The sequence below is a fragment of the Halogranum amylolyticum genome, from assembly GCF_900110465.1.
In the GTDB taxonomy this organism is placed as follows: domain Archaea; phylum Halobacteriota; class Halobacteria; order Halobacteriales; family Haloferacaceae; genus Halogranum; species Halogranum amylolyticum.
Genome location: NZ_FODV01000013.1, coordinates 15,490 through 37,827, shown reverse-complemented (window position 1 = coordinate 37,827; position 22,338 = coordinate 15,490). Strand labels below are relative to the sequence as shown.

Genomic DNA, 22,338 nt, shown 5'->3' with positions numbered 1-22,338 from the left:
TTATAGTCTTTTGTCAGCTGTTGTGGTGTGGGTTCATGTAGAGCCGGAACTCCAGGTCAGTACTATCTGCGCCTTTCACTTCCGAATTAACTTTTTCAAATACCTCTTCGGCATTCAACTTCCCGGCAGAGAGCGAGTCGGCGATATCTTGAACGTCGTCTGCAATCATCGCTGGTGACCGTAGGACGATCCCATCGTGAAACTCTTCGATTTCTTCTAATGATTCACTAATGTCGGTATGCTGGGTTTGCTGATTAATATAAAGACTGACATATCTATCACCGCGGTAGGTCAAGAGTGGATGAGTATTTTCGCCTGAGGTTATTTGCTGGGTCTGGTGAACTGCATTGTGGAGTGTCTCGATTTGGGTCTCAAGTTGTTGCCACCATTCCAGTTGTGTTTCATCGGGAGAACATCGCACCTGGTACCGGTTGCTCGACACCTTTTCGAAGAGGCCGTAGGCCACGAGAAGGTCAAATTGTCGTTGGGGACCACCATCGGCGAAGATGTCTGTGTCAGGGTTCCGGCTTTGCAGTTCAACTACGAACTCATTGATACTGAATGACTCAGTCCTGAACTCGTCCCAGACGTTGAGATATATCTCTACGCACTCGTCGAGGTTTGGTAAGTGAGGTGATGACATGGATAGCGAGGTTTCTGAGTCGACGTCCTTAGCCTTATCCCCGTCAGACCTGTTATTCTGATGCAATGACTTATGCCGTATGAGAGCACTGATTCGAGATGACATGACACAACGTCGCAAACGCGGGTCGAATCTGTGGGTTACACACGAAGTCGACCGCACTGAAGGTGCGACGGCGCAGGCAGCGAACATTGCCGCGGCAAAATCGCTCGCAGAGACGGTTCGAACGACACTTGGACCAAACGGCATGGACAAGATGATTATTGGGAGTAACGGTACGGTCATCGTCACAAACGATGGCGCAAGTATTCTCGACCGAATGGACGTGACTGATCCAACGGCGAAGATGCTCGTTGAGACCGCCCAAAGTCAGAATAACGCTGTCGGTGATGGGTCGACCACAGCAGTCACGCTCATGGGTGCATTACTCGAAGCAGCTGAGGATCTTCTTGAAATGGGTGTCCATCCCACAACAATCATTGAGGGCTACCGGAAGGCTGGCGAGGTGGCTCTCGACCGTCTCCAGGCCGAAACAATTGATGTTGATCCGACAGACGAAGCTGAGTTGCGACGAATCGGCGCAACTGCGGTGACGGGGAAATGGGACAACGAATCCGCCCGGTATCTCTCTGAATTAGCCGTTCGTGGACTCTCCGAAATCGCCGGGGGAGACGCCGTCGATGTCCGAAATATGACTCTCCAATCAGTGCCAGGCGGATCACTCCGTGATTCTACTCTTCTCGATGGACTCAGTATCGATGTTGGGAGTTCTTCTACATCGATCGAAGTGTTCGCGCCTCACCTGCCCGATACGTACGAGTCGGCGACCGTCGCACTCCTTGATGCCGAACTCACGATCGAGAAAGCTGACGCTGTGGCGAACACGACGGTCAGTGACCCATCCCAACTTCGGGACTTACAGTCGTATGAGGAATCAGTCCGTATCGAAGCAGTCCAGAAACTCGCTGACCTTGGTGTTGACGTCGTGTTCTGTCAGAAGAGCATCGACGACGAGATTCGGTCACGGCTTGCTCGAGCGGGAATCCTCGCAATCGAACGAACACGACAAGACGAGATTAACAAACTGGCCCACGTGACTGATGCAGCGCTCGAACGCTCGGTTGATGCGTTGTCACCGGCGACAGTTGGACAGGCACCACATATTGAACGGCGCACTGTCGGCTCGACCGAACTTGTTATCATCTCGACAGCGATCTCGGGTGCACATGTGTCTTTCCTGCTTCGAGGTGGTACTGAACACGTTGCTGAGGAAACGAAGCGGGTACTCAAGGACTGCATCGCTGTCATCCAGCTTGCCCTCCAAGGACAGGCCGTTGTCCCTGGCGGTGGTGCAATCGAACTCTCACTTGCATACCACCTCAATTCGTATGCCTCCCAGGTTGGGACCCGAGAACAACTCGCTATCGAAGCGTTTGCTGACGCGCTGGAGACGGTTCCTGCGACACTCGCAGCCAGCGCTGGATGCGATCCGGTTGATACACTCATTGACCTTCGTGCACGCCACCATCAGGGTGAGATGACAGTGGGGGTCGACGTTACCAATGGCACACTCGCAGATATGCGAACGAAGGACGTTCTTGAACCGCTTGCAGTGAAACAGTACGCGATCAGGAATGCACTTGAGGGAGCGACAATGATTCTCCGTGTCGACGACGTGATCGCCGCTGAGCAGACGACGAATAGCCACGGACATGACCATGACCACGACCACGATCATACTGGCCTTCAGCATACTGAAGGGTACCCCTGGGCGATTGGTCACTAAGAGTTTGGACTGTCCTTTTCTGCTCTATCCGTCCCGAGGCGGCGATTTGTGTGCGGCAACTAAACCCACCTGAAGTCCGTGAAGCAAGCTACGATGACTGTGTGGATTCTTGTGAGCTGTCTCTTGACACCCAAATTATCAAATAGTAATTTAATGAAAAATAATAGCTAGATTTTTTATCAGTCAGGATGCTTGTTATCATGCATCATGCCTGAGACTGTTTTCGAGGTCGACGTTGACGCATCACCGGAAGAGCAACCAGATCCCATCGTCAACCGATGGCACCCGGACGTGCCGGCGGCAGCATCTGTTGAACCGGGTGACAAATTCCGTGTTGAGACCCTCGATTGGACTGGTGGCCAAGTCTCTAACGACGACAGTGCCAACGACATTCGGGACATGGAACTTGACCCGAACCACCACCTCAGTGGCCCGATCGAGGTCGAAGGCGCTGAACCCGGCGATTTGCTCGTCGTTGACATTCTCGATCTCGGTCCGTTCCCCGACCTTGAATGGGGATTCACCGGTATTTTCGACCAAGAGAACGGAGGTGGCTTCCTCACTGACAAATTCCCAAATGCCCGGAAGGCAATCTGGGAATTCGACGGTGTCTACACGCACTCGCGTCACGTCCCCGATGTCCACTTTGCCGGCCTCTCCCACCCCGGCATTCTCGGTACGTCTCCTTCGCATGAACTCCTTGAGGAGTGGAACGAGCGTGAGCGTGCCCTCATCGAACGCGGCCCCAACGACAAAACGGCGGTCAACCACGAGACCGGTGAGGACGAACCGCCCCTTGCGCTTCCACCGGAACCAAACGACGTCCTTCTCGGTGACATGGACGACGAAGCTGTCGAAGAAGCCGCAGAGAAGGCAGCCCGGACAATCCCCCCACGCGAGAATGCTGGGAACTGTGATATCAAGAACCTTAGCCGGGGGTCGCGTGTCTATCTTCCCGTCTTTGTCGAGGGCGGGAAGATTGTTACTGGCGACCTGCACTTCTCGCAGGGCGACGGCGAGATCACGTTCTGTGGAGCCATCGAGATGCCTGGTTGGCTTGACCTCCAGGTCGACGTTATCAAAAACGGAATGGAGAAGTTTGGTGTCGACCATGCAATCTTCAAACCTGGAAACGTCGAACCACAGTTCTCCGAGTTCATCACCTTCGAGGGCTACTCTGTTACGGAAGATGGAGAGCAACACTACAAGAACGCCAACATCGGGATGCGTCGTGCCTGTCTCGACGCCATTGACTACCTGAGTAACTTTGGGTATACGAAAGAACAGGCGTACATCATCCTCAGCACAGCCCCGGTCGAGAGCCGACTTGCGGGCGTCGTTGACTTGCCAAATACGTGTGTGACCGTCTCCGTCCCACAGGCTGTCTTCGACTTCGATGTCGACCCAGACAATCTCGAGAATGCGGGTGGCGTCGACCGTGGTACTGCTGCGCTGCCTGACTAACACTCATAGCTCCACTTCCACCCATTGAGTCGCTGGTTGATTCACCCTTCAAAGTTTGAATCCTGACGCGCTTCATATATGGTTTCGTTCACCTTCACGCCCGATAGACAACAACTGCTCTATGGTACCCAAGTCGTTGGTCTCATTACAGTCGGGGCGTTCGCAGGCGCGAATCTTCGTCATTTCTTCGCTGGTCTGATTCCAGGTCTCGGTGGGACGCTTGTCGCGAACGTGTTGGGTTGTTTCGCTCTTGGCTTCCTCGTGTACGAATCAGAGTATGCCAACGTACTCTCGGATGAGTTTTCAGTACTGGCCGGGACGGGGTTTCTCTCTTCGTTCACGACGTACAGTACGTTCGCTCTCGAAACCACGCTTACAACGCCTGTATTCGGTGTTCTCAACGTCATCGCGAACTACTGTCTTGGGCTTATTGCAGTCCTCCTTGGTCGATCACTTGCTGCTCGCATCGGGGGAGAAATAGATGGTTGAGCCGGCGCATTTAATTGGCGCCGGTGCAGCTCTCGGTGCTCTCTTACGATATGGCACCAACCGAGCCGTCGCCGGTACTCTCGGTGGCCACGAGTTTCCATTGGGAACGTTCGCCGTCAATGTCGTTGGAAGTTTCGTCCTAGCATTGGTGACCTTTCTGGGTGCGAGTGACGCAGTTCTGTCTCTCGTCGGGACTGGTGCGTGTGGGTCCTACACTACGTTCTCCTCGTTTTCCGTTGATACTGTTCAGCTATGGGAAGACGACCAGGTTATCTTGGCACTCACGTATGCGACCGGCAACCTCGTCGGCGCGCTTGTCGCGATCGGTCTCGCGTGGCTCATTGTGGGTCGTGTTTGAGAATATTTCAGCATCTTACACACGTAATGAATTTAGCTGGGACAAAGTGAACACCCAAATTCATATCAATCAATAGATGTTTGAAATATTAGCGAATTCTTATTGATTAGTCATGTAATATATTATGCGGAGATGCCCGAAGTCAAATTCGAAGTCGACGTCGATAGTCCACCAGATGACCAACCCGGTGCCAATCCGTTCAATCGGTGGCATCCGGATATCCCCGCTGCTGTCACAACCGAGCCCGGTGAGACGATTCGCTTAGAAGCACTCGATTGGACCGGCGGTCAGATTTCTGATAACGATAATGCCAATGAGGTCCGTGATGTCGACCTCTCACAGGTTCATTATCTCGCAGGGCCAGTCCACGTCGAAGGTGCCGAACCCGGCGACCTATTGAAAGTAGAGTTCCACGATATGGGACCGCTCAACAATCGCTCTGAGTTCGGCTTCACCGGGACGTTCTCACAACAGAACGGTGGCGGGTTCTTGACTGACCATTTCCCGAATGCAGCGAAATCCATCTGGGATCTTGATGGATACACCGTCTCCTCACGGCACGTCCCAGATGTTCGGTATGAAGGGAAGATACACCCCGGACTCGCTGGCTGTGCACCCAGTCAAGAACTGCTTCAAGAATGGAACGAACGAGAGCAGGAACTCATCGATAAGTTTGAGGAAGACCCTGAGTCGATTCCGAATCATCCGACCGGCGAGTCCGAGCCGCCTGTTGCAAACCCACCAACGACAGAAGGTGCCCTCATGGGTGAGATGGATCCTGATGCCGCCGAAGAAGCCGCACAAGAAGCGGCGCGGACTGTCCCTCCACGAGAACATGGTGGGAATCACGACATCAAGGACCTCTCCATTGGATCCACCGTCTATTTCCCCGTCTACGTTGACGGCGCGAAATTCGCTGTCGGTGACTTCCATGCCTCGCAAGGCGACGGTGAGATCACGTTCTGTGGCGCGATCGAAATGGCCGGCTATGTCGACGTCGAGTTCAACCTCGTCAAGGACGGGATGAAGAAGCATGGTGTCGACCATCCGATTTTCGAACCCGGTCACCGCGGCCCACACTTCGAGGATTACATCACATTCTGTGGCTACTCAGTCACGGAGGACGGTGAACAACGCTACATCGATTCGCATACGGCCTACCGGCGGGCGTGTCTGCAGGCAATCGACTACCTCAAGAAGTTCGGCTACACCGGCCAGCAAGCACTCCATATCCTCGGAACGGTTCCCGCCGAAGGCCGACAAAGCGGTGTCGTCGATATCCCCAACGCGTGTTCGACGCTCGCGCTTCCGAAAGGTGTCTTCGAGTTCGATATCTCGCCCGGAAAACTTGAGAACCGTGCCGATCGCGGAGATCTCGTCGTCACTGACAATCCCCTCGGGTGACGACAGTGGGGTCATTCGACCTCTCCGACGTCGATTATTTGAGTCGATACTCACGGTCTCTCGAGTCCTCATCTCGTCACCTGGGGTTACGCACGTCCGTTGTCTAGCCATCACCACCACTGTCAGTACCCAGAGAACTCTCAGAGACAGGTGAGGGTGAATCAGACAAGAACCCTCGTATCGGCACGTCCTCTTTACTCAGTACTCGCTTGTGAGCACCCCGAATTTCCACGGTACTGACACTGGCCTCGTTGCTCTCATCACACCCGTTGTGATAGGCTCCGATCGAGCGAACCAGTCGAATCCGTTTCATTCACCACTACCACTCCTACAACAACCAAGGGGTTCCCGAATGCTGCTGCTAGTGTAACCGTGCGTCCCCGCGTGTTGTGTTAGCTCCCTATCGTGTATCTGGTGTAGAGGAGGCGGCTATCACGCCCTCACTGTCGCCACCACATCACAACGTCTGTGATACTGCGTGTGTCCTCACTCGTCGCTGACTCGAGGTCCGCGACCGCTTGCTCTGTGAAGACGACGCGTTTCGTCCCGCGACGTTTCACGAGCTTCGTCTCGTCTTTGCCGAAGCGATTGAGGAACTCCATCACTCGCGAGACGGTTTCCGTGTGGGGACTCTCGCCGTCCTTCGAGCGCAGGACGGTGCTAATGGTACTCGAATCAATTGTGTAGCCCGCCGGGACCTTTGTGGCGTAGTCGCTGATGCCCTTCGCGACGTAGCGGGCGCGTTTCTCGTTGGGCGTGAGTTTTTCGACGGCCTCCTTGGAGAAGGCGACGACCTGCTGGAGCGGGGAGAGTGACGTCACGTCGTCGTCGCTCGTGGCGACGTCGTCGGTGGTCAACTCGTGGAACTGCTGCTGGAGTCGCTTGCGGTGTTCCTGCGCCGACTCGTAGTTTGTTTCGAGTTTGCGCACGCGGGCTTTGGACTCGGCGAGGTCTGCCTGGTGGGACTCGATCGTCTTGGCCTGGTCGTCGACGGTCGCTTCGAGCTGGTCGGTGTCGGCTTCGAGGGTGTCGACGCGGGCTTGGAGCTCTTGGTTCTCGGTTTCGAGCTCGTCGACCCGGGCTTCGAGTTGGTCGTTCTTCGTTTCGAGAGCGTCGATGCGGGACTTGAGCGTCTCGAGTTCGTCGGCGAGGGCCGGACTCGTGGTCGCGCTCATTGGGTGCCCTCCGTAGCGACGGGCGACTGTGCGACGAGACCTTTTTGGGTAGGTGGTGTGTTCGAAGACATGCGGTTTTGGGTTTCCTACGACCGCACCGGATCCGTGTCTTCAGCACGGGTCCTTTCTGAAGGGACAGTCAAACCCGGCGAACAGTCGTTGCTCCCGCTTACTCTCCGAACCTACTTAGAACTAGTGCACCATACACTGCACTGAAGAAACCTAAACAATGCACTTTTTGAACATATCATCTACGTTTATTGGTCGAACGAAGGCTTTCGAAGTCATGAGACGACCGCACGTAGATTGGATGACCCGTGCGGATGACGCGATACTGGAGTTTTTGCTTAACGAGGGAAACCGCCAGCTAATAGCCACACCGGGTGTCATTGAAGTCAATATCGGCTATACACTTTCGACCGTTAACCAGCGACTTCGGAAACTGAAATCCGCGGGATTAGTCGAATACCACGACGAAGAGCGAGGAATGTATGAACTGACAAAGAAAGGTAGTGCCTACCTTGCTGGTGAGATTAAAGCAGAAGACCTGACGTTAGAGGAAAACTTGAGTTGAATCGTACTTAGTCCTCAATCCACCATACAACTGCTCTGGCTCCCACCTTCTTTTGTCTCACTTTCCCCTCCTCCGACAGCTGAGCTAGTTTTCGACCTACCGTATCACGTGAGACCTCTAATTGATCTGCGATCTCTTTGGCTGTCATCACCGGGTCATCTGATGTTTCGAGTACTTTGAGAACTGCTTCGGCCGTCGTAAGTTCGGTGAACATCCCCTTTTCGTCGCGGTCACGGGTCATACTACCATCTACTAACCCACATACGTAGCCCTTGCGACACCTGTCTGTTGGGAAGAACACTTCTAGTAAAACGGTACCTTTTTCACCATAAGACACGTGTCTCAAGGTAAGGAAGACAGGTCCCTCTTGGGCGTGAGAATGCCCGCGTGTTGTCGCACGCGGGACCGGTCTTCTGATGGATTGGAGAAGACCAATGTCAATTACGCATACCACACCACAAGAGCGTACCGCATCGCTAGCCAGCCACCTCACCGACGCCCTTGCCCGCTCGTTCACCCTCGGCGTCGACGCCACGGGGTCGACCCATCACTATTACCGCCCCGCCGACGCCGTCGTCGTCTTCAACGGGCGCGAGCTCGATCACTTCCAGCCACTCGATGGCCGCCCGCTCGCAGAGTGGCAGGAGTTTGTCGCCCAGGAGCGTGGGTGGGCCTCTCTTGGTCAGCTTGCGCGGGTTGGGCTGCAGGTTGATACAGAGCGCAAGGAGGCCCACGCATGAGCGCACGCGAGGAGTTGGAGATGCACCTCTCTCAAGCGCTGTCGCGAACGGAGGATACGGAGGTGCAAGCCCATCTGTATGCGGCCTTGGAGTCGACCGAGGAGTTACCGCCGACGCCGCTTGTCGAGTGTCCCGTCTGTGGGACAGTAGGGTTGGCGGAGCGGATCGAAAGGCACGATTGTCAAGTCAGATAGCTTGGCATAGCTCATCTCCCTTCAAATTCTTATCACCCCCTTGCTTGATCCTGCTACACAACAGTGGTGAGTGAGCAGATTGAACCAAATTCTGCGACGTCTTTACAACCTCGGAACGTCCCACTGTCCAGTTGCGTATTTTGCGTATATGCAGCTAAACCGGTTCCAGTATAGTCAGATGCCACCTCCTCCGAATTCCGTCGACCCCCCGCAGTGAGAGGGTAATTGGAGGTCGACGGAAAGTCTGATGTATATCCGGTTAATACAGGCCTCTAAGTGGTCGAATTGGCCATGGTTTCAGACGAACCCTCGTGGGGTTGAAGCCGACAATACTCCCGAGACGACCAGGCGATCCTCATCCGTTTCAGACGAACCCTCGTGGGGTTGAAGCTTCGAGTTCGTCCCACGCTTCGGCGAACGCCGACTTGATTCAGACGAACCCTTGTGGGGTTGAAGTGACCGCAGAGCGGTCTCAGGCAAAGCAAGATTCAGTTTCCAGACGAATCCCTGTGAAATTGAAGCCTCAATGATCTGCGGAACCGCGGACCCGCGGAGTGGTTACCCAAACATCGTTGAAACGCGGTAGCGACGGTCGCGTAACACCCTCACGGCCGACGACACGCCGAACGTCGAGTGCTGGCTGCCGAAGAAGCTCAAGCGGCGGCAAGCAGCACCCCTACCGATCACCCGAGAGACACCGTCTCACATGTCGGCGAAATCCCAATGGCAGCCGCTTCCTCAAACCCGTATGCGAATCGCACTCCGCCAGCACTCCTGACACCCTGCGCATCGCAGTCTGGCTGCGGCCACGCGAACGTTTCAGGACGCCTTCCGTCGATTGGTACGATGATCCGCGCTGGGGTGCCGACGAATGGCTCCGTTGCTTCTCTCGCTGTGTTACTCTCGAGCCGATACAGGTGATCAACGAGGATTGTTCCGGCTGCTGTGTCCACCTGATAGTGGATGTTGTGCGTGCGATCCGAATAGTTGAACACCTCAACCTCGTGGGCGAGCTGTCGCGAACGGAGGGGATTCAGCGAACAGCCGGCGAGGGCTGACAGACCACAAAGACTGACGACAGAGAGGAGGCGACGACGGGACCACACAGAGCGCATAGCTACGTTGCTGGCTAGACTGAACAAAGGTCTATCGACGAGGCTACAAGCCGATTTCGAGGCGATACAGACACCTACGCTCTCGAGGCAGAGCCACAAGAGACGGACCCAACAGCACCGAGGAGCCCACACTGGATGGCTCCGACAGCGGGTCACCGCCAGGAAACATTCACAATACCATCGAACCCGATACAGCCCTCGAAAAACGCGCTCCCCCGCACTCGACGCTCTGATGGCCATTCACAACCGGCTCAAATCCCCGAAGGGAAGCCCCGAAAACACGGTTGTGAAATCCGAACGTTGGCCTGACCCCCTCGACCCCACCTCACTATCAGCACACCCGACAGTCCCAAGAGAAACACTTAGCAGGGATGGGACGAGACCACGCAACTATGTCGAGCAGTGACACGCTCCGCAGCCGGCTTACACGATTGCTCTCGACAGACACCGTCATCCACGAATGTCGCCACTGTGGGACGACATGCACGGCCACAGACTCGACCTGCCCAGTCTGTGACGCACCCGAGATCGTCACCTACCGCTTCTAACCACTCGCCGACGCCGACGTACGCCCAGCACCATACTACATAACACCACCGTACGACGACTCAGAAACACACGCACGGCGTCGCTCGCAACTTGGAGGGGACAACACAACCTGCGTTGGGTCCCACTCGTGGTACACTTCGAGTGCCGATACCCGCTGTCGGTGAGCGTGTCGGAATTCGCCGCTTATCACGAGCAAGGAGAAGACCGGTTCACACGCTGTGTCTGGACTGGAACAATGGTGACGAAACGAAGAAACAACACCAAGTACTTATTGTATCCACGGTCAGATATTCAGAAAATATACAAGCGAGAGTCGACGCGGTAGTAACCGAACTGCAGTCCGAACTGGGCGATGACTTGCGCGGAGTCTTCTGGGGAAACTTCCCACAGCGAGACTACGTAAAAGCATATCTCCCACCGGAGGCCGACGACGTCGATCCCGCGATCATTATCGAGCTCATCGAGTATCTCGTCGATGAACAACTCCCGGCTGAGAATCCCAGCCACTCGCTAAGTGACGAGCTTTCGTCGACGCTTGGTGATTTCCAACTCTCGGTACGTGTCTTCACGAATCGAGCCCTGTGTCTCGCGTGGAACCACGACGACTCAATCGGCATCTTCGTTGGCACAACAGTTGATGCCGATCTGAGCGTCGTCACGCGTACAATCATCTCTGCGTTGGACAACAAGCTTAGTGAGCGCATCGACGACTAAGTGTGGATTGGCCGTGAACTGACTCGGTGCGTGGTGCCATCTCGCGTTTGTGACGCATTGCTTTCCAGGGCTTGACGACGATCACCGACGGTAAAATGCCGGCAGTGTGGCGCAGTCGAGCTCGTCACTGACCGCTTCTAACTCGCATCGCTTGTCGACGCCGACGCACGCCCCTATCCAACAAGTCGGCAACTGTACGATCAACTGGAAGACCCACCGATCCCACCCCACATGTTCGGCCGCTTGGTTGCCCTCTTGGTCGATTTCGCAATCATCGAGTGCTACACCGAGCGCTCCAGCGCCAACCGCTACGATATTCGCGCATATGACCCGGCAGCGCTCGAGGAACTCGCGGCACTGCTCGCGTAAGCACCTCGATGGCACAAACCGCGATCAATCTGTCACACTGGCTCAGCGATAGCGGACTTCCGCATACAATCCGTATGCAACTGCGAGCATACCGATAGCTGCCGCACCCCACCGTAGCGGGGAAGTGACTGTCCAAACCACGAGTGCAGCGATGGCGACGAGCACCCCGACGACGAGTCGAGCAATCCGTAGTTGACGTCGCACCGACTTGCGGTCCCCGCCCGCATCGATGACGAACAGATCGATGGCCCCGAGAAAGACGCTCTTCAAGAGATCGAGCAGGAGACTCATTGGGTGTGTGGTGTGCAATAGTCAAATACGATATATGTATCGATTGGTCTGGCGAATCGCCTCGTCGCGGCACAAAAGGTCGTCGTCCATGTCAGGGCTAAGGACCACACGAGCACGACTGTTGTGGTCGCGTCGGTCACGTCCGGTTCGGAAGTCTCGTCCGGCGGTTTGAACACCTCTGCGGCCCTACCGCCGGTCGATGAAACACGACCGGATCCACGCGAAGCAGCCGACGCATGACCTCGACCGGTGGGAGACCGGCACCATCGAGCGGATTAGAGAGTGCGACGGCCACTGCGTGGTTGACGTCGTCGACGCTGACGGCAAGTCGGTTGAACTGGTTGTCACACTGGCAATCCGGGACCTCTTCGTCAGTCGGCTCGACATCGACGAAACCCAATCGCCGGTCGGCTCGCAAATCTGGTTCCGGCGCAAGCGGGGACAATAGACTGACACGGCAAGAGCGCCCGCGACCACGACGAACAACTCTGTGAGGAGGACGCCGCACGGCGAGGGTGATGCGGTACTCATCATCGCACCGCATGCCGCAGAACCGCTCGTTGCCGCACTCTACGAAGAACGACGCCACACGCCCTATCCAACAAGTCGGCAACTGGACGCCCATCTTGAGGACCCACCCCTCCCAGCCCGCACGTTCGGCCGCCTGCTCGCCTTGCTGGTCGAGCTCGAGATCATCGAGCTCTACACCGAGCGCTCCAGCGCGAATCGCTACGACATTCGTGCATACGACGCGGTTGACCTCGACGAGCTTGAGACGCTGCTCGCGTAGGCACCTCGACGACGTCGTGTGACAACGGACTCGGTCCGACGCCGCACAACCGGTGGTGAGATGTCGTCCCTCTGGTCGCTATGACAGCCGAAGAGAAACGTCTGCGCTGATGGAAGCGTGGCGTCGAACGCAGAGCGTCGAGTCTGAGAGTACCGCCCGACGAGCTACGAGACCGACACACCCCATCTACGTGGGTGAGCGTCTCACAGTCGTCTCGTAATCGCTTTGATAGATCCCGTGTGTGTCTGCCGCAGGAATGGGCTGGGGTCATCCGCGTGGAGATAGTCGAACGCAGGGCACTCATAGCACGATTTGAGAATCTCACGGAGGCGGCCCGTCAGCGACGGCGTCTCGACGAGTGATGATCGCTCGCGAGCGATACTCACGATGTGTTGCAGTTCCCCGCCCAGATAGTGCGTCCCAACGCCGGCGTCGTATCCGGGCTCGATTTGCTCCGAGCGGCCAGTCGCCTGCAGCCAGTACCACACCGGGAAGTCAGCGCCTGCACGCGTCGCACATGCGAGCGACTGCCACATCCGGGGGTTGAGTTCAATCGGTTTGAACGCGCCAGTGTCGGCGTCGCGAACGTACTCGATACAAGCGAGGCCATGCCACTCAAGTGTCTCCAGCAGGGCGCGAGCGTTTGCTTCGAGCTCCGGGTTCTTGACCGTCTCGCGGTAGACACCACCCCCGCCAGTGTGTGAGTCACCCCGGATCTGTCGGTGCTGGTACATTGCTACTGTTTCGCCATGCTCGCAGAGTGCACCGATCATGTACTCTGGGCCGTCGACGTACGCTTGGACGATCGGAGTGTGGTTCATCTGTTCTCGGATTGCTGCACTATCGTGGGATTCGTCTGCTGAGACGTGCTCGACGTGTTTCACGATCTGTGACTCGTCCGGCCCAACCGATTCGACATAGTCGTCGACGAGCAGGTTGTATCGAGCCTTGATGATGCGATCGGTGTTCCAGTCGGCGGCGTCATCAAGCAGTTCGGTCCGTGGTGCTGGGACACCGGCGTCCGCGGCAGCCTCCATCAGTCGCTTTCTGTCGTGGACACGCGTCAGCGTCTCAAGCGACGGCACGGCGAGATCGACGTACTCGGAGAACTGGTCGTGATACTTTGCGAGGAGGTAGGGCTCCTGCGGTCGGTGGGGGATAATCGTTCGCACGTCTGGCCGGGCAGCGAGGCCCAAGAGTGTATCTTTGTAGGCACCGAGCTCCCATGACGGGGGGATCATGACGACTTCATCGCAGTATCGCGAGGCGGTAAGCGGGTGGGAGGCGTCTGACACAGCGACGATAGTGTGCACATCTGCCTGCGCAAGCGAGCGAATCGACGCGTAGCCGTGTGGGTATTTCGATGCTGGGATGACCACTGCATCGCGGTCAGTAGTACTCTGTGACCGCGCAATCATACTACGAGGGACCATACACCTTCTTTGCTTTTATTGTCAAATAAGTAATCGGCAATTATACACGAGAAACAGTCGATACAACTCGCTTCACACTGTGTGATATCTGCTTGGTCACACCACAGTTGTCTCTTTCCGAGGATTGGGCTTCATCGTTGCGAGGAGTGAGTTGATAGCGACTCTGGTCGTTTCAGCATGGGTGTGTGACCCACCGCGACGCACGAGTGGATTGACACACAGCCGTCTCGTTTCTCGGAGGGCCACGCATGTTGTCGCACCGCCGACGAAGCCAGTGCTGCACTCCGGGGTGTCCACAGTCATCGCCACAGTTGGGTGTCGGGCTGGCCGCCGCCGGCTGGGGTGTCGTCTAAACACGAGACAGACGTGTCGACGGCGTCGCCACTCATGCATCTGCCACGCGGCGACGGTGCCAATCAACCCCGCCCTGGGCGCTGTCAGTAGTCGCCTGCTGCAGAGACAGGATGTCGCACTCGAGAGAACTACGACGCGAGCACCGAGATGGACCCACTGTGTGACACACCACGTGGCTGGACTCGCGTTCGTCCGGTCGCGTCCACTGTGTCGCAGCCGTCGGGTACGCTGGTGTCTCGTCAGCACGGGCCTCGTCGTCGCCGTTGGCAGTCTGCATCCATCTCACAGCCAGTTTGTTCGTCGACGGAACCACGGAGGTCGAGATCGACATGCTCGCTGGCAGGCAGACACTCATGGCCCCGTTCGTTCAGTGCACTGGGCACTCGTCCTTGAGTGAGTGAGAGACGGTCGACAACACGGCTAGTGAAACCACCCACGCGAAGAAGAAAGCAGACCCATCTCCCACCGCGACAGTGGCGTGCGCTAGTCACGACGCGAGAGAGTCCCCAGGGAGAACCCAATAGTTGAGACTCCGCACGCACTCGCCTCGGGTGAAAACGCCCTGGGCCAGAGGGCGTTGCGAAAACCGGAATGCCATCTGCATTCTCCCCGCTGCGGGGTTATGATTGCGGGGTGGGTAGAATGCATTCTCAGCTTCGTCCCTCACGCGGTTACGTGTAGTGGCCAGCTGTGACCGTTCCTTGCAGTTGCAGTCCGACGCACCGAGTAGTGGTGTCGCCTCCGGACGGACACGGAGTGTGGACACTCTGGAACCAGTGACTTCGTCTGTGTGTTCGGTGACCTCGCCAGCGTCATCTACTCGTCGCCGAGCGGTGGGCACAACTGTTTGTGCTGTTGGGTGTAGTGCGATCGAGTGCGTCGTCGGCCCACCAATGTTGGTCTCCTGCGGCGACGGTCGTCGCCGACGTCACAGGTCGTACACGCAGGGCCAAGTCTACGCCGTCGCCTCCCTCATTCGCGATGTGTGTCGTCGTCAGGTTGGCGTCGCCGCGAGGGTGCACTCATCCGCATCTCGCCTGTCGCTAGTGGTCGACATCCCCTCTCGAGCGCTCGCCTGACACCCCCCATTGCGACTATATCAACTTCCAGAGACGTTCGTCGTCGACACCCCACTACTTAGCATCGCTTGTTCGACACCCCATCTGGCCAGCGTTCACCTCATACCCCGCCTTATTGTGTCGGCGGTTTCGATGAACCGGTTACTAATGCATTAAAACCTACACCGATTCAGTGTGAAGGACCCCACAATGAGCGACACTAACGACGATGAATCCAGTATCGAGACTGTGACAGGTGTCCGGCGGTCGGCCCTCGAAGCAATCGCCTATCTCGGTGGGGACGCACCCGTCCACGACGTCATGTCTGCCGCCGATATCGCCGAGGGCTCACGGACCTATGTGTTCCGCCCGCTGCGTGAACAGGGCCTGATCGAACAGAGCGGTGAAGCAAACAGTGGCTCTCCTCGCGGGCAATACGGTCGTCGTCAAACCAGCCGAGCAGACGCCGTTTAGCGCTCTCGCCGGAGCAGAGCTACTCTACGAAGCGGGACTCCCGCGGGACGCCTTCCACGTCGTGACCGGAACGGGCGCGGAGGCGGGCGCTGCACTCGTCAACACCGTCGACTTCGTTTCGTTCACAGGGGGCACGGGGACGGGGCGACAGATAGGTGAACTAGCCGGTCGACGGGGTATCAGCTGTTCGCTCGAACTCGGCGGCAAGAATCCGATGGTCGTCCTCGCTGATGTCGACCTCAACGTGACGCTCGAACGGATGGTTCAGGGCTGTTTTGGGAACTCCGGGCAGGTCTGTATGGCCCCAGAACGCATCTACGTCGAAGCCGCCGTCTATGACGAATTCCTCACACGATTCATAGAGCGGGTCGAACAGCTCACCCTCGGCGCGTCGTTTGACTACGACATCGAGGTTGGATCGCTCATCTCGGAAGCTCACCTCGCGAAGGTGGCGGCGCACGTAGATGACGCCGTGGCGAAGGGTGCGACGGTCCTAACGGGCGGTCGAGCCCGGCCCGACGTCGGTCCGACCGTATACGAACCGACGGTCCTCGTCGACGTCACCGAGGAGATGACGCTGTGCGCTGAGGAAACGTTCGGCCCCGTCATCGCCATTTACCGGGTCGAAGACGCCGAGGAAGCAATCAGGCGGGCGAACGAGACGCCATACGGATTGAACGCGAGCGTCTGGACGAGCGATCGACAGCGGGGCGTGTCTGTCACGCGTCGACTCGACGCTGGAATGGTCACCATCAACGATGCTTACGCGGTCGGTTACGCCGCGCCCACGGCACCGATGGGCGGAACGAAAGGATCTGGAATCGGACGGTGACACGGGCCTGAAGGGCTCCTGAAGTACACGGTCCCCCAGACGATCGCACGGAACTGAGGAATGACGTTCGTCCCCGCTGGCGAGGATGCCGAGGTCTCAGCGCGCCGACTCCTCCGACTCCTTCGGTCGTTCGGACGCGTTCCCGGCCTGCGCTGAAGTGCCTCGAGGAGGCGTTCGCGTATCTATGTGAGACAAGTGGTGTACTCTGACAATTCCCCGTCAGCTCCTACCTAGTGGACCAGATTCCGACCAGTTCTGATAAGAAACATGAGTGATCACAGTGAGTGAATCTCGTAATCCGTGACCTCTGACGTTTCCGAGGTAGGTGACGAAGGCAATACAGCGACCCTTAGGATTGTAATAAGTGGTTCCGTGAGGTAGAGCCCCGCAATAGAGTCCTCGACAATCTCCAGTTCCTGACCGGGGAGATGATTTTAGCAGAGTGAAGAACCTCGCGAATTTCCCCAGGGGAAAACTGCTTTGAGATTCCCCGGCGATACCCTCTCCCCAACTGATTCGCGCGCTGAGTTCAGCACGTCCACAGATACCTTACCGAACGTTGTCAGAAACTTCGGGCAACATTCGAAGGGCGACTCAGTTAACAAGTAACAGAACATGCCTGATTACGCGGCCGTCAAAAAATAAAATGTGTGAATGAGAAAACATTAACCGCGCTGCACGGGATGATCACCCGTGTCAGTGCGTGCCTCTGACACCGCTCTATGGGTGGATTTGCCCGTCTCACCCACGCGTTTTCTACGACCTTCGGCCTCATAGGCATCGCCGGGAGAAGAGCACGAGGCCTGTAATCAAGCGTGCTGCATATGCGCGCTCTCTCGTGTTTAGACGACACCCACTCGTCGACGACCAGCCTGACACCCAACTGTGGCGACAACGGTGGATACCCAAATGAACGGTGACGAGAGGGGGACAGACGGCTGCCAAGCGTACACTCTGTGGGAGTAATTACCTGAGCAGTGCCTCGAGTTCATTGAGCGCCGCCGCGTGATATAATTCATCCCAGAATCTAGTACGTCATATCTAGTAATCGGTCATTTTTTTCAGTTGCAATACTTGACTATTCATAACATACTATAAGAATGACTGCTTTCGATGGAATTCAACGGTTATGAAGACAAAGGACAGATGTGGTCTCTTGTGGATGTTCAGCGACTAGGAAATAGGGTGGAGATCGAGGTCAGAGTAGGGCAGTACCAATTGCTATAGAATCTTACCAGTACCTCCGGAATAGGAGTATATTCTGGGGTAAACGATTATTTCGAAGGGGATACTGTACAGTAGTTGTCGATAGTAAACTTATAACGCCTGAAACCATGTCAAACAATCTGCTCTGGTTAATAACAGTCGTGTTCTTTATCTGCCACCCCACCACTCGTGGGGTGTGAACTACAACCATGACAGAAGATGTCGAACCAAGCGACGATGAAGGACTTCCAATCAATCGACGGGACGTGATGAAGGCGGCCGGTACCGCTGCGGCGATAACCGGCTTCTCCGGTGTTGGAGCTGCGAGCGGCGTACAAGACGACTGTACCTGCGAAGCAGGGACAACCCAGTGTTTCCCCGAAGAAGAACAGGACACGAACTGCTCGTACTGCAAAATAAGCCTCAGTGTGGGCGAATCGTGCACGATTCCGGACACCAACATTGAGATCACCCGCGAAAGTGGCCGGTGTATAAGCTACTCGGATCCGGACGGGGCGATTAGCGACATCGCGCTCAAGGCCGGGAATTTCTGTGAGTGTACGTACCTCTCGGAAGTCGAGCTGAACGAAGATGATCAGCTGTGTACCACGACCTCAGAGGGAGAAGACTGCCAAAACGACATTAGCCACATTACCGTCGAATACAACTGCAACGGTGAGCCCCCGGAGGAGTGTGAGTACACGGCCGATATGACGCGGGTGGACTCGTTCTGTTGTGACGGTGTGATGGTGTGCGTCGACGACGTTGAACAGGGTTCACTGACCTGCCCAGTTACAGCGAAACTGTCTCTGGAGTCTCCAAAAGGTACCAACGCGTGTACTACTTCCTCGATGGAGCACACGTTCGAGGAGAGCGGTTGTTACACGTTCGATCTCTCGGATCTCTGTTGCAACCCAACGGAAGTCACGTTCTATGACGACAACGAAAACGTCATTGAGACCTGCACGCCCGATGAGTCTCTTGACTGCAGATGTGTCTGCGAAAATAAGTTCTGTAAAGTTGAGGGAATCCCAGAGGCAGGTGAGTCGTACTGTGACGGTGCAATCACAGTAACCAATGTGACTCAGAATGGGTCCTGCTTCAGCTTCACGTCCACCGTGGACATCTGTAGGGTCTTTGTCAAGGGTGGTGGCGGTCCAGATGCTGGCGAGACATACGAGTTCCCGTGTGGAACGAGAGAAGCATCCGAGCTCTGTGCGAATGTGAACCCGGGCGGACAGCTGTCCCAGATCAGCCACATCGACTTCTATGTGTGTGAAGATCGGAGCAATGAGTGTTCCAGCGTCAACTGTAGCTGAACCGGAGCTGCTTGCACGTAGCGGCTAATCCGGTTCCCCCATTATTAAACCGAATCCAAAACATACGATGTCAATTAGAAAACACACAATTTACAGTGCGATTCGACAGCCCGAGTACACCGGGGAGAATCGCTGTCTACCCTGCACGATCGCAAACGTCGTCATCTCAGTCATTGGCAGCCTCGCACTCGCGTTTCTCTCGCCACCTTCGGGACTCGTTGCCTTTGTGACGGCCATCGCGGTGATCTACCTTCGGGGCTACCTCGTCCCGGGGACGCCAATGCTCACGAAGCGATATTTCCCGGATCAGGTGCTTGCGTGGTTCGACAAAGAACCAACACAGACGTTCCACGTTTACGGCGACATCAAGGATGTCGACGCCGAAGACATCCTGCGGCGGGCGGACGCACTCGAGGTGTGCGCCGGCGGGGACGACCTCTGTCTGTCACCCCGTTTCAGCGAGGCGTGGCACCAGCAGGTCGAACGTCTCGAGATCGACGCTCCGGAGCGAACGCTCGCGGATCTCCTTGACGTTCCTTCGGCACGACTTACGACCCAGAACCGTGGCCGATCGTTCGTCGCCACGGTCGACGGAAACCAAGTTGGACAGTGGGAGTCCCGCGCTGCGTTCGTCGCGGATATGACCGCCGAGCGTGCTCTCTCGGAGTTGACCCGGGGATGGAATGACGTCCCTGTCGAACAGCGAAGTGTGCTACTGAGACAGCTGCGGGTTTTCCTCGAGTGGTGTCCAGAGTGCGGCGGTGCCGTGCGACTGGCACAGAAGACCCGCACATCTTGCTGTCGGTCGTGGGCAGTTATCGCCTCTGCGTGTGAGGGCTGTGATGCGCGCCTGTTCGAAGTGAAGGCGGACGAAGTGGAGGGCGTCGACGGGTAATCACGCATCGAGTTAGGGCCATCCCGGCCCGTCTTTTATCGCTGGTCACTCTCTAACCAGGAGAAGAGACAAAACATAGAATCGAGAACCAAAGGTTTGCAAGGGCATTGAACCCAGTTAGTCAGCACTCAAGACCGGATTTAAATCCGGGCACTTGTCCTCAGACGGCGACAGCCTGCTATAGCGTTGCTTTCTCATCACGTGTCGCCGCAGCTTCGGAGGCAGTCTGTAGCCACTGCTTGACAGGAGTGCCGAGGAGGTGCCGTCGGAGCGTCCCGTAGTGTTGTGGGGAGCGTTCTTCGAGGGCTTCGAGCTGGGTGGGGAGTGACGCGGAAATATCAGTTTAGTACTATCTTGAATCAAGGAGAGACTCCCGCCCCTCAGGGCGGGCGTGAATCCGACCAACCTCGTCTTTCTGCCGATTAAGAACGTCTTGCACATCACCGAGGCGGTACACCCGCCCCCATACCGGGACAATCGGACAATATCGGCCTTCCACCCCGATTCACGTAGGTATCCCCTGCGTGATAGGCGAGGATACCGACACACAACAACAAGATAACTCTGAATCAGCGGGGCAGAACCACTCGAACCCACCACAGGAGAGGAGTAACGGGGGCGTGGCACTCCCACACTCGTCGGTGTGCAAACCCTCAGAGAACAACGAACCGCCCGTTGGTGGGCGTGGGAAGCCCCCTCGTTAACCGCGGGGAGGATGTCACTAGGTACTGAACTCCGCGGGTACGTTGGTGACGCGCTCGAAGACCAATTCACGCAGTATCACAGACGTTGTGATGTGGTGGCAATAGTGAGAGTGTGCTTTACACCAGATACATGATAGACAACAAACACAACACGCGGGGACGCATGGATGACTAGCTGCAGCATTCGGGAGCCTCGCAGCTAATTAGGAGTAGTAGTGATGGATAAAAGGAGGTTGGGCGATTCGCTCGTTCGAGGCGTATCACAGCGGGTGTGATGAGGCCGGAATCGAATTCGAACGACTGTTGTTAGCGTGCCGACATCCTCACGTGTAGATCTGTTTCATTCAAATCGGAGTGTGACCGCCTCTGCCCGGTAGTCTTCGATAAACGCACCTGGGCCGCCAACACTCACTTCACCATCATCCGTCTCGAGATGCAGGCTCGTTTCGAGAGTAAAGTCATTCGTTGAAGGTTCAACGAATGCCTGTCGAACGTCACTCACCTTCCCCGAGAGTTCTGCGCCACTTTCAGTCACGATGTCAGCCCAGAAATCGTGTCCTGCTTCCCAATGGAGGAATGCCTGCAAGACGGCTTCACGGAACCAGTCGTACGACGCAGGGAGCGAATCGGGTTCTGTCACATGTCGAATCGTGGAGACGGGCCAGTAGGCACTGAGATACATCCCCAGGACAGACGACGTGAGATGTGGTTGTGAGATGGTGACGGCCTCTTTGTCGTTGTGCTGCATCGAGAGGACGTGTGGATCACCAATCATTGCCGCTTCGTTGTCGACCGTATAGAGGAATGGGATACTTGCGTCCCAAGAGCGGACGACGTCTGCGACACCGGTGAAATCTCGTGTATCGTCGTCGGGGTCAACAGTTTCACCAAGTAGGAGAAAAACTAATACCCCCCTATCGACTGCAGCCCTGAGTTCTGCTTCGATCTCTGGGTAGACGTGGTCGGGAATAGCAACGAGCGCCTCTGTTTCGGCCTCCGAGAGCGCGTTCCGCAATCGCTTGAGAACCGTCTCACGAGATTTGATGATCTGTATCTCGGGGGCCTCAGTCGTTGTTTGCTCAAATCGCTCCTCAAGTGAGGGGGTCAGCGCTTCGAGCCGTGACGAGAGGTTCGCAATCGCCTCTTTCGGTGGTAATGCACTGATGGTCGTCGGTGATGCGTGTTCTTTCACGCGAACGAGCCCTCGGCGTTCGAGTCGCTCGGCGATTCCGTACACGGCCCGCTGTGTAACGTCCGCTTCCTCGGCAACAGCGCGTGTCGGTGCCTCACCCAGTGACAGCAGGGCGAGATACGTATCAATCTCGGTGTCAGAGAGACCGAACACGCTGAGTTCGTCTCGAAGCGCCGGGTCGTCCTGTGCGCCAGTCATTGTCTTTGTGAGTCGTGA

At 56.5% G+C, this 22,338-nt stretch carries 21 protein-coding genes; 15 read left to right on the top strand and 6 right to left on the bottom strand.

Annotated features, from left to right (window positions below):
* Positions 1-13: 13 nt before the first annotated feature.
* Positions 14-748 carry a hypothetical protein gene (locus BSG17_RS18075; protein WP_139246689.1) on the bottom strand — a complete coding sequence of 245 codons (735 nt, stop codon included), beginning with the start codon at positions 746-748 and terminating at the stop codon, positions 14-16.
* Between BSG17_RS18075 and thsA the strand changes: the two genes are divergently transcribed.
* The 5 genes from thsA to fmdA (BSG17_RS18050) all read left to right on the top strand — a co-directional run bounded on the left by thsA (position 747) and on the right by fmdA (BSG17_RS18050) (position 6,144).
* A complete protein-coding gene (gene thsA, locus BSG17_RS18070) occupies positions 747-2,429 on the top strand; it encodes a thermosome subunit alpha (protein ID WP_089826749.1) in 1,683 nt (560 codons plus the stop codon). The two genes, BSG17_RS18075 and thsA, sit on opposite strands and share 2 nt — an antisense overlap.
* Positions 2,430-2,636: 207 nt before the next feature.
* Positions 2,637-3,893 carry a formamidase gene (gene fmdA / locus BSG17_RS18065; protein WP_089826615.1) on the top strand — a complete coding sequence of 419 codons (1,257 nt, stop codon included), beginning with the start codon at positions 2,637-2,639 and terminating at the stop codon, positions 3,891-3,893.
* 78 nt (positions 3,894-3,971) lie between these two features.
* Positions 3,972-4,382, top strand: coding sequence for a CrcB family protein (locus BSG17_RS18060; RefSeq protein WP_089826613.1), 411 nt, complete (start codon positions 3,972-3,974; stop codon positions 4,380-4,382).
* Positions 4,375-4,740, top strand: coding sequence for a fluoride efflux transporter CrcB (gene crcB, locus BSG17_RS18055; RefSeq protein WP_089826611.1), 366 nt, complete (start codon positions 4,375-4,377; stop codon positions 4,738-4,740). The genes BSG17_RS18060 and crcB overlap by 8 nt, the downstream gene beginning before the upstream one ends.
* Positions 4,741-4,872: 132 nt before the next feature.
* Positions 4,873-6,144, top strand: a complete 1,272-nt coding sequence (fmdA, locus tag BSG17_RS18050) for a formamidase (RefSeq protein ID WP_089826609.1) — start codon at positions 4,873-4,875, stop codon at positions 6,142-6,144.
* 440 nt (positions 6,145-6,584) lie between these two features.
* On the opposite strand, the gene BSG17_RS18045 is transcribed toward fmdA (BSG17_RS18050), so the two are convergent.
* Positions 6,585-7,319: a hypothetical protein gene (locus BSG17_RS18045; RefSeq protein WP_089826607.1), complete on the bottom strand. Its 735-nt coding sequence runs from the start codon at positions 7,317-7,319 to the stop codon at positions 6,585-6,587.
* Positions 7,320-7,629: 310 nt separating this feature from the next.
* On the opposite strand from BSG17_RS18045, the gene BSG17_RS18040 reads away from it, so the two are divergent.
* Complete coding sequence (locus BSG17_RS18040; RefSeq protein WP_089826605.1) at positions 7,630-7,893, top strand: MarR family transcriptional regulator; 264 nt, start codon at positions 7,630-7,632, stop codon at positions 7,891-7,893.
* A 7-nt stretch (positions 7,894-7,900) separates the two neighbouring features.
* Here BSG17_RS18040 and BSG17_RS18035 read toward each other — a convergent pair whose 3' ends face one another.
* On the bottom strand, positions 7,901-8,134 hold the full coding sequence (locus tag BSG17_RS18035) for an HTH domain-containing protein (RefSeq protein WP_089826603.1): 234 nt from the start codon (positions 8,132-8,134) through the stop codon (positions 7,901-7,903).
* Between the two features lie 193 nt (positions 8,135-8,327).
* Between BSG17_RS18035 and BSG17_RS18030 the strand changes: the two genes are divergently transcribed.
* The 3 genes from BSG17_RS18030 (at position 8,328) to BSG17_RS26200 (ending at position 11,205) form a co-directional block, all read left to right on the top strand.
* Entirely contained in the window at positions 8,328-8,633 is a 306-nt protein-coding gene (locus BSG17_RS18030) for a hypothetical protein (RefSeq protein ID WP_089826601.1), read from the top strand.
* On the top strand, positions 8,630-8,827 hold the full coding sequence (locus BSG17_RS18025) for a hypothetical protein (protein ID WP_089826599.1): 198 nt from the start codon (positions 8,630-8,632) through the stop codon (positions 8,825-8,827). Before BSG17_RS18030 ends, BSG17_RS18025 begins: the two co-directional genes overlap by 4 nt.
* Before the next feature lie 1,805 nt (positions 8,828-10,632).
* Positions 10,633-11,205, top strand: coding sequence for a DUF7522 family protein (locus tag BSG17_RS26200; protein ID WP_139246688.1), 573 nt, complete (start codon positions 10,633-10,635; stop codon positions 11,203-11,205).
* Positions 11,206-11,616: 411 nt separating this feature from the next.
* On the opposite strand, the gene BSG17_RS18010 is transcribed toward BSG17_RS26200, so the two are convergent.
* Positions 11,617-11,865 (bottom strand): hypothetical protein, encoded by a 249-nt coding sequence (locus BSG17_RS18010; RefSeq protein WP_089826595.1) that lies wholly within the window; start codon positions 11,863-11,865, stop codon positions 11,617-11,619.
* A 199-nt stretch (positions 11,866-12,064) separates the two neighbouring features.
* On the opposite strand from BSG17_RS18010, the gene BSG17_RS18005 reads away from it, so the two are divergent.
* Positions 12,065-12,313 carry a DUF7861 family protein gene (locus BSG17_RS18005; protein ID WP_089826593.1) on the top strand — a complete coding sequence of 83 codons (249 nt, stop codon included), beginning with the start codon at positions 12,065-12,067 and terminating at the stop codon, positions 12,311-12,313.
* Positions 12,314-12,355: 42 nt separating this feature from the next.
* Positions 12,356-12,655, top strand: coding sequence for a hypothetical protein (locus tag BSG17_RS18000; RefSeq protein ID WP_139246687.1), 300 nt, complete (start codon positions 12,356-12,358; stop codon positions 12,653-12,655).
* Positions 12,656-12,858: 203 nt separating this feature from the next.
* Here BSG17_RS18000 and BSG17_RS17995 read toward each other — a convergent pair whose 3' ends face one another.
* Positions 12,859-13,896, bottom strand: a complete 1,038-nt coding sequence (locus tag BSG17_RS17995) for a carboxylate--amine ligase (protein WP_211609197.1) — start codon at positions 13,894-13,896, stop codon at positions 12,859-12,861.
* A 1,814-nt stretch (positions 13,897-15,710) separates the two neighbouring features.
* On the opposite strand from BSG17_RS17995, the gene BSG17_RS27165 reads away from it, so the two are divergent.
* From BSG17_RS27165 to BSG17_RS17980, 4 genes are all read left to right on the top strand, one after another.
* Positions 15,711-15,974 (top strand): hypothetical protein, encoded by a 264-nt coding sequence (locus BSG17_RS27165; protein ID WP_170864860.1) that lies wholly within the window; start codon positions 15,711-15,713, stop codon positions 15,972-15,974.
* Positions 15,916-16,806 (top strand): aldehyde dehydrogenase family protein, encoded by an 891-nt coding sequence (locus tag BSG17_RS17990; protein WP_170864859.1) that lies wholly within the window; start codon positions 15,916-15,918, stop codon positions 16,804-16,806. Before BSG17_RS27165 ends, BSG17_RS17990 begins: the two co-directional genes overlap by 59 nt.
* A 1,415-nt stretch (positions 16,807-18,221) precedes the next feature.
* Entirely contained in the window at positions 18,222-19,331 is a 1,110-nt protein-coding gene (locus tag BSG17_RS17985) for a hypothetical protein (RefSeq protein ID WP_139246686.1), read from the top strand.
* Positions 19,332-19,557: 226 nt separating this feature from the next.
* On the top strand, positions 19,558-20,226 hold the full coding sequence (locus BSG17_RS17980) for a DUF8054 domain-containing protein (RefSeq protein WP_244531592.1): 669 nt from the start codon (positions 19,558-19,560) through the stop codon (positions 20,224-20,226).
* 1,044 nt (positions 20,227-21,270) lie between these two features.
* Here the strand turns inward: BSG17_RS17980 and BSG17_RS17975 are convergent.
* Positions 21,271-22,275 (bottom strand): TrmB family transcriptional regulator, encoded by a 1,005-nt coding sequence (locus BSG17_RS17975; RefSeq protein WP_244531591.1) that lies wholly within the window; start codon positions 22,273-22,275, stop codon positions 21,271-21,273.
* Positions 22,276-22,338: the final 63 nt, after the last annotated feature.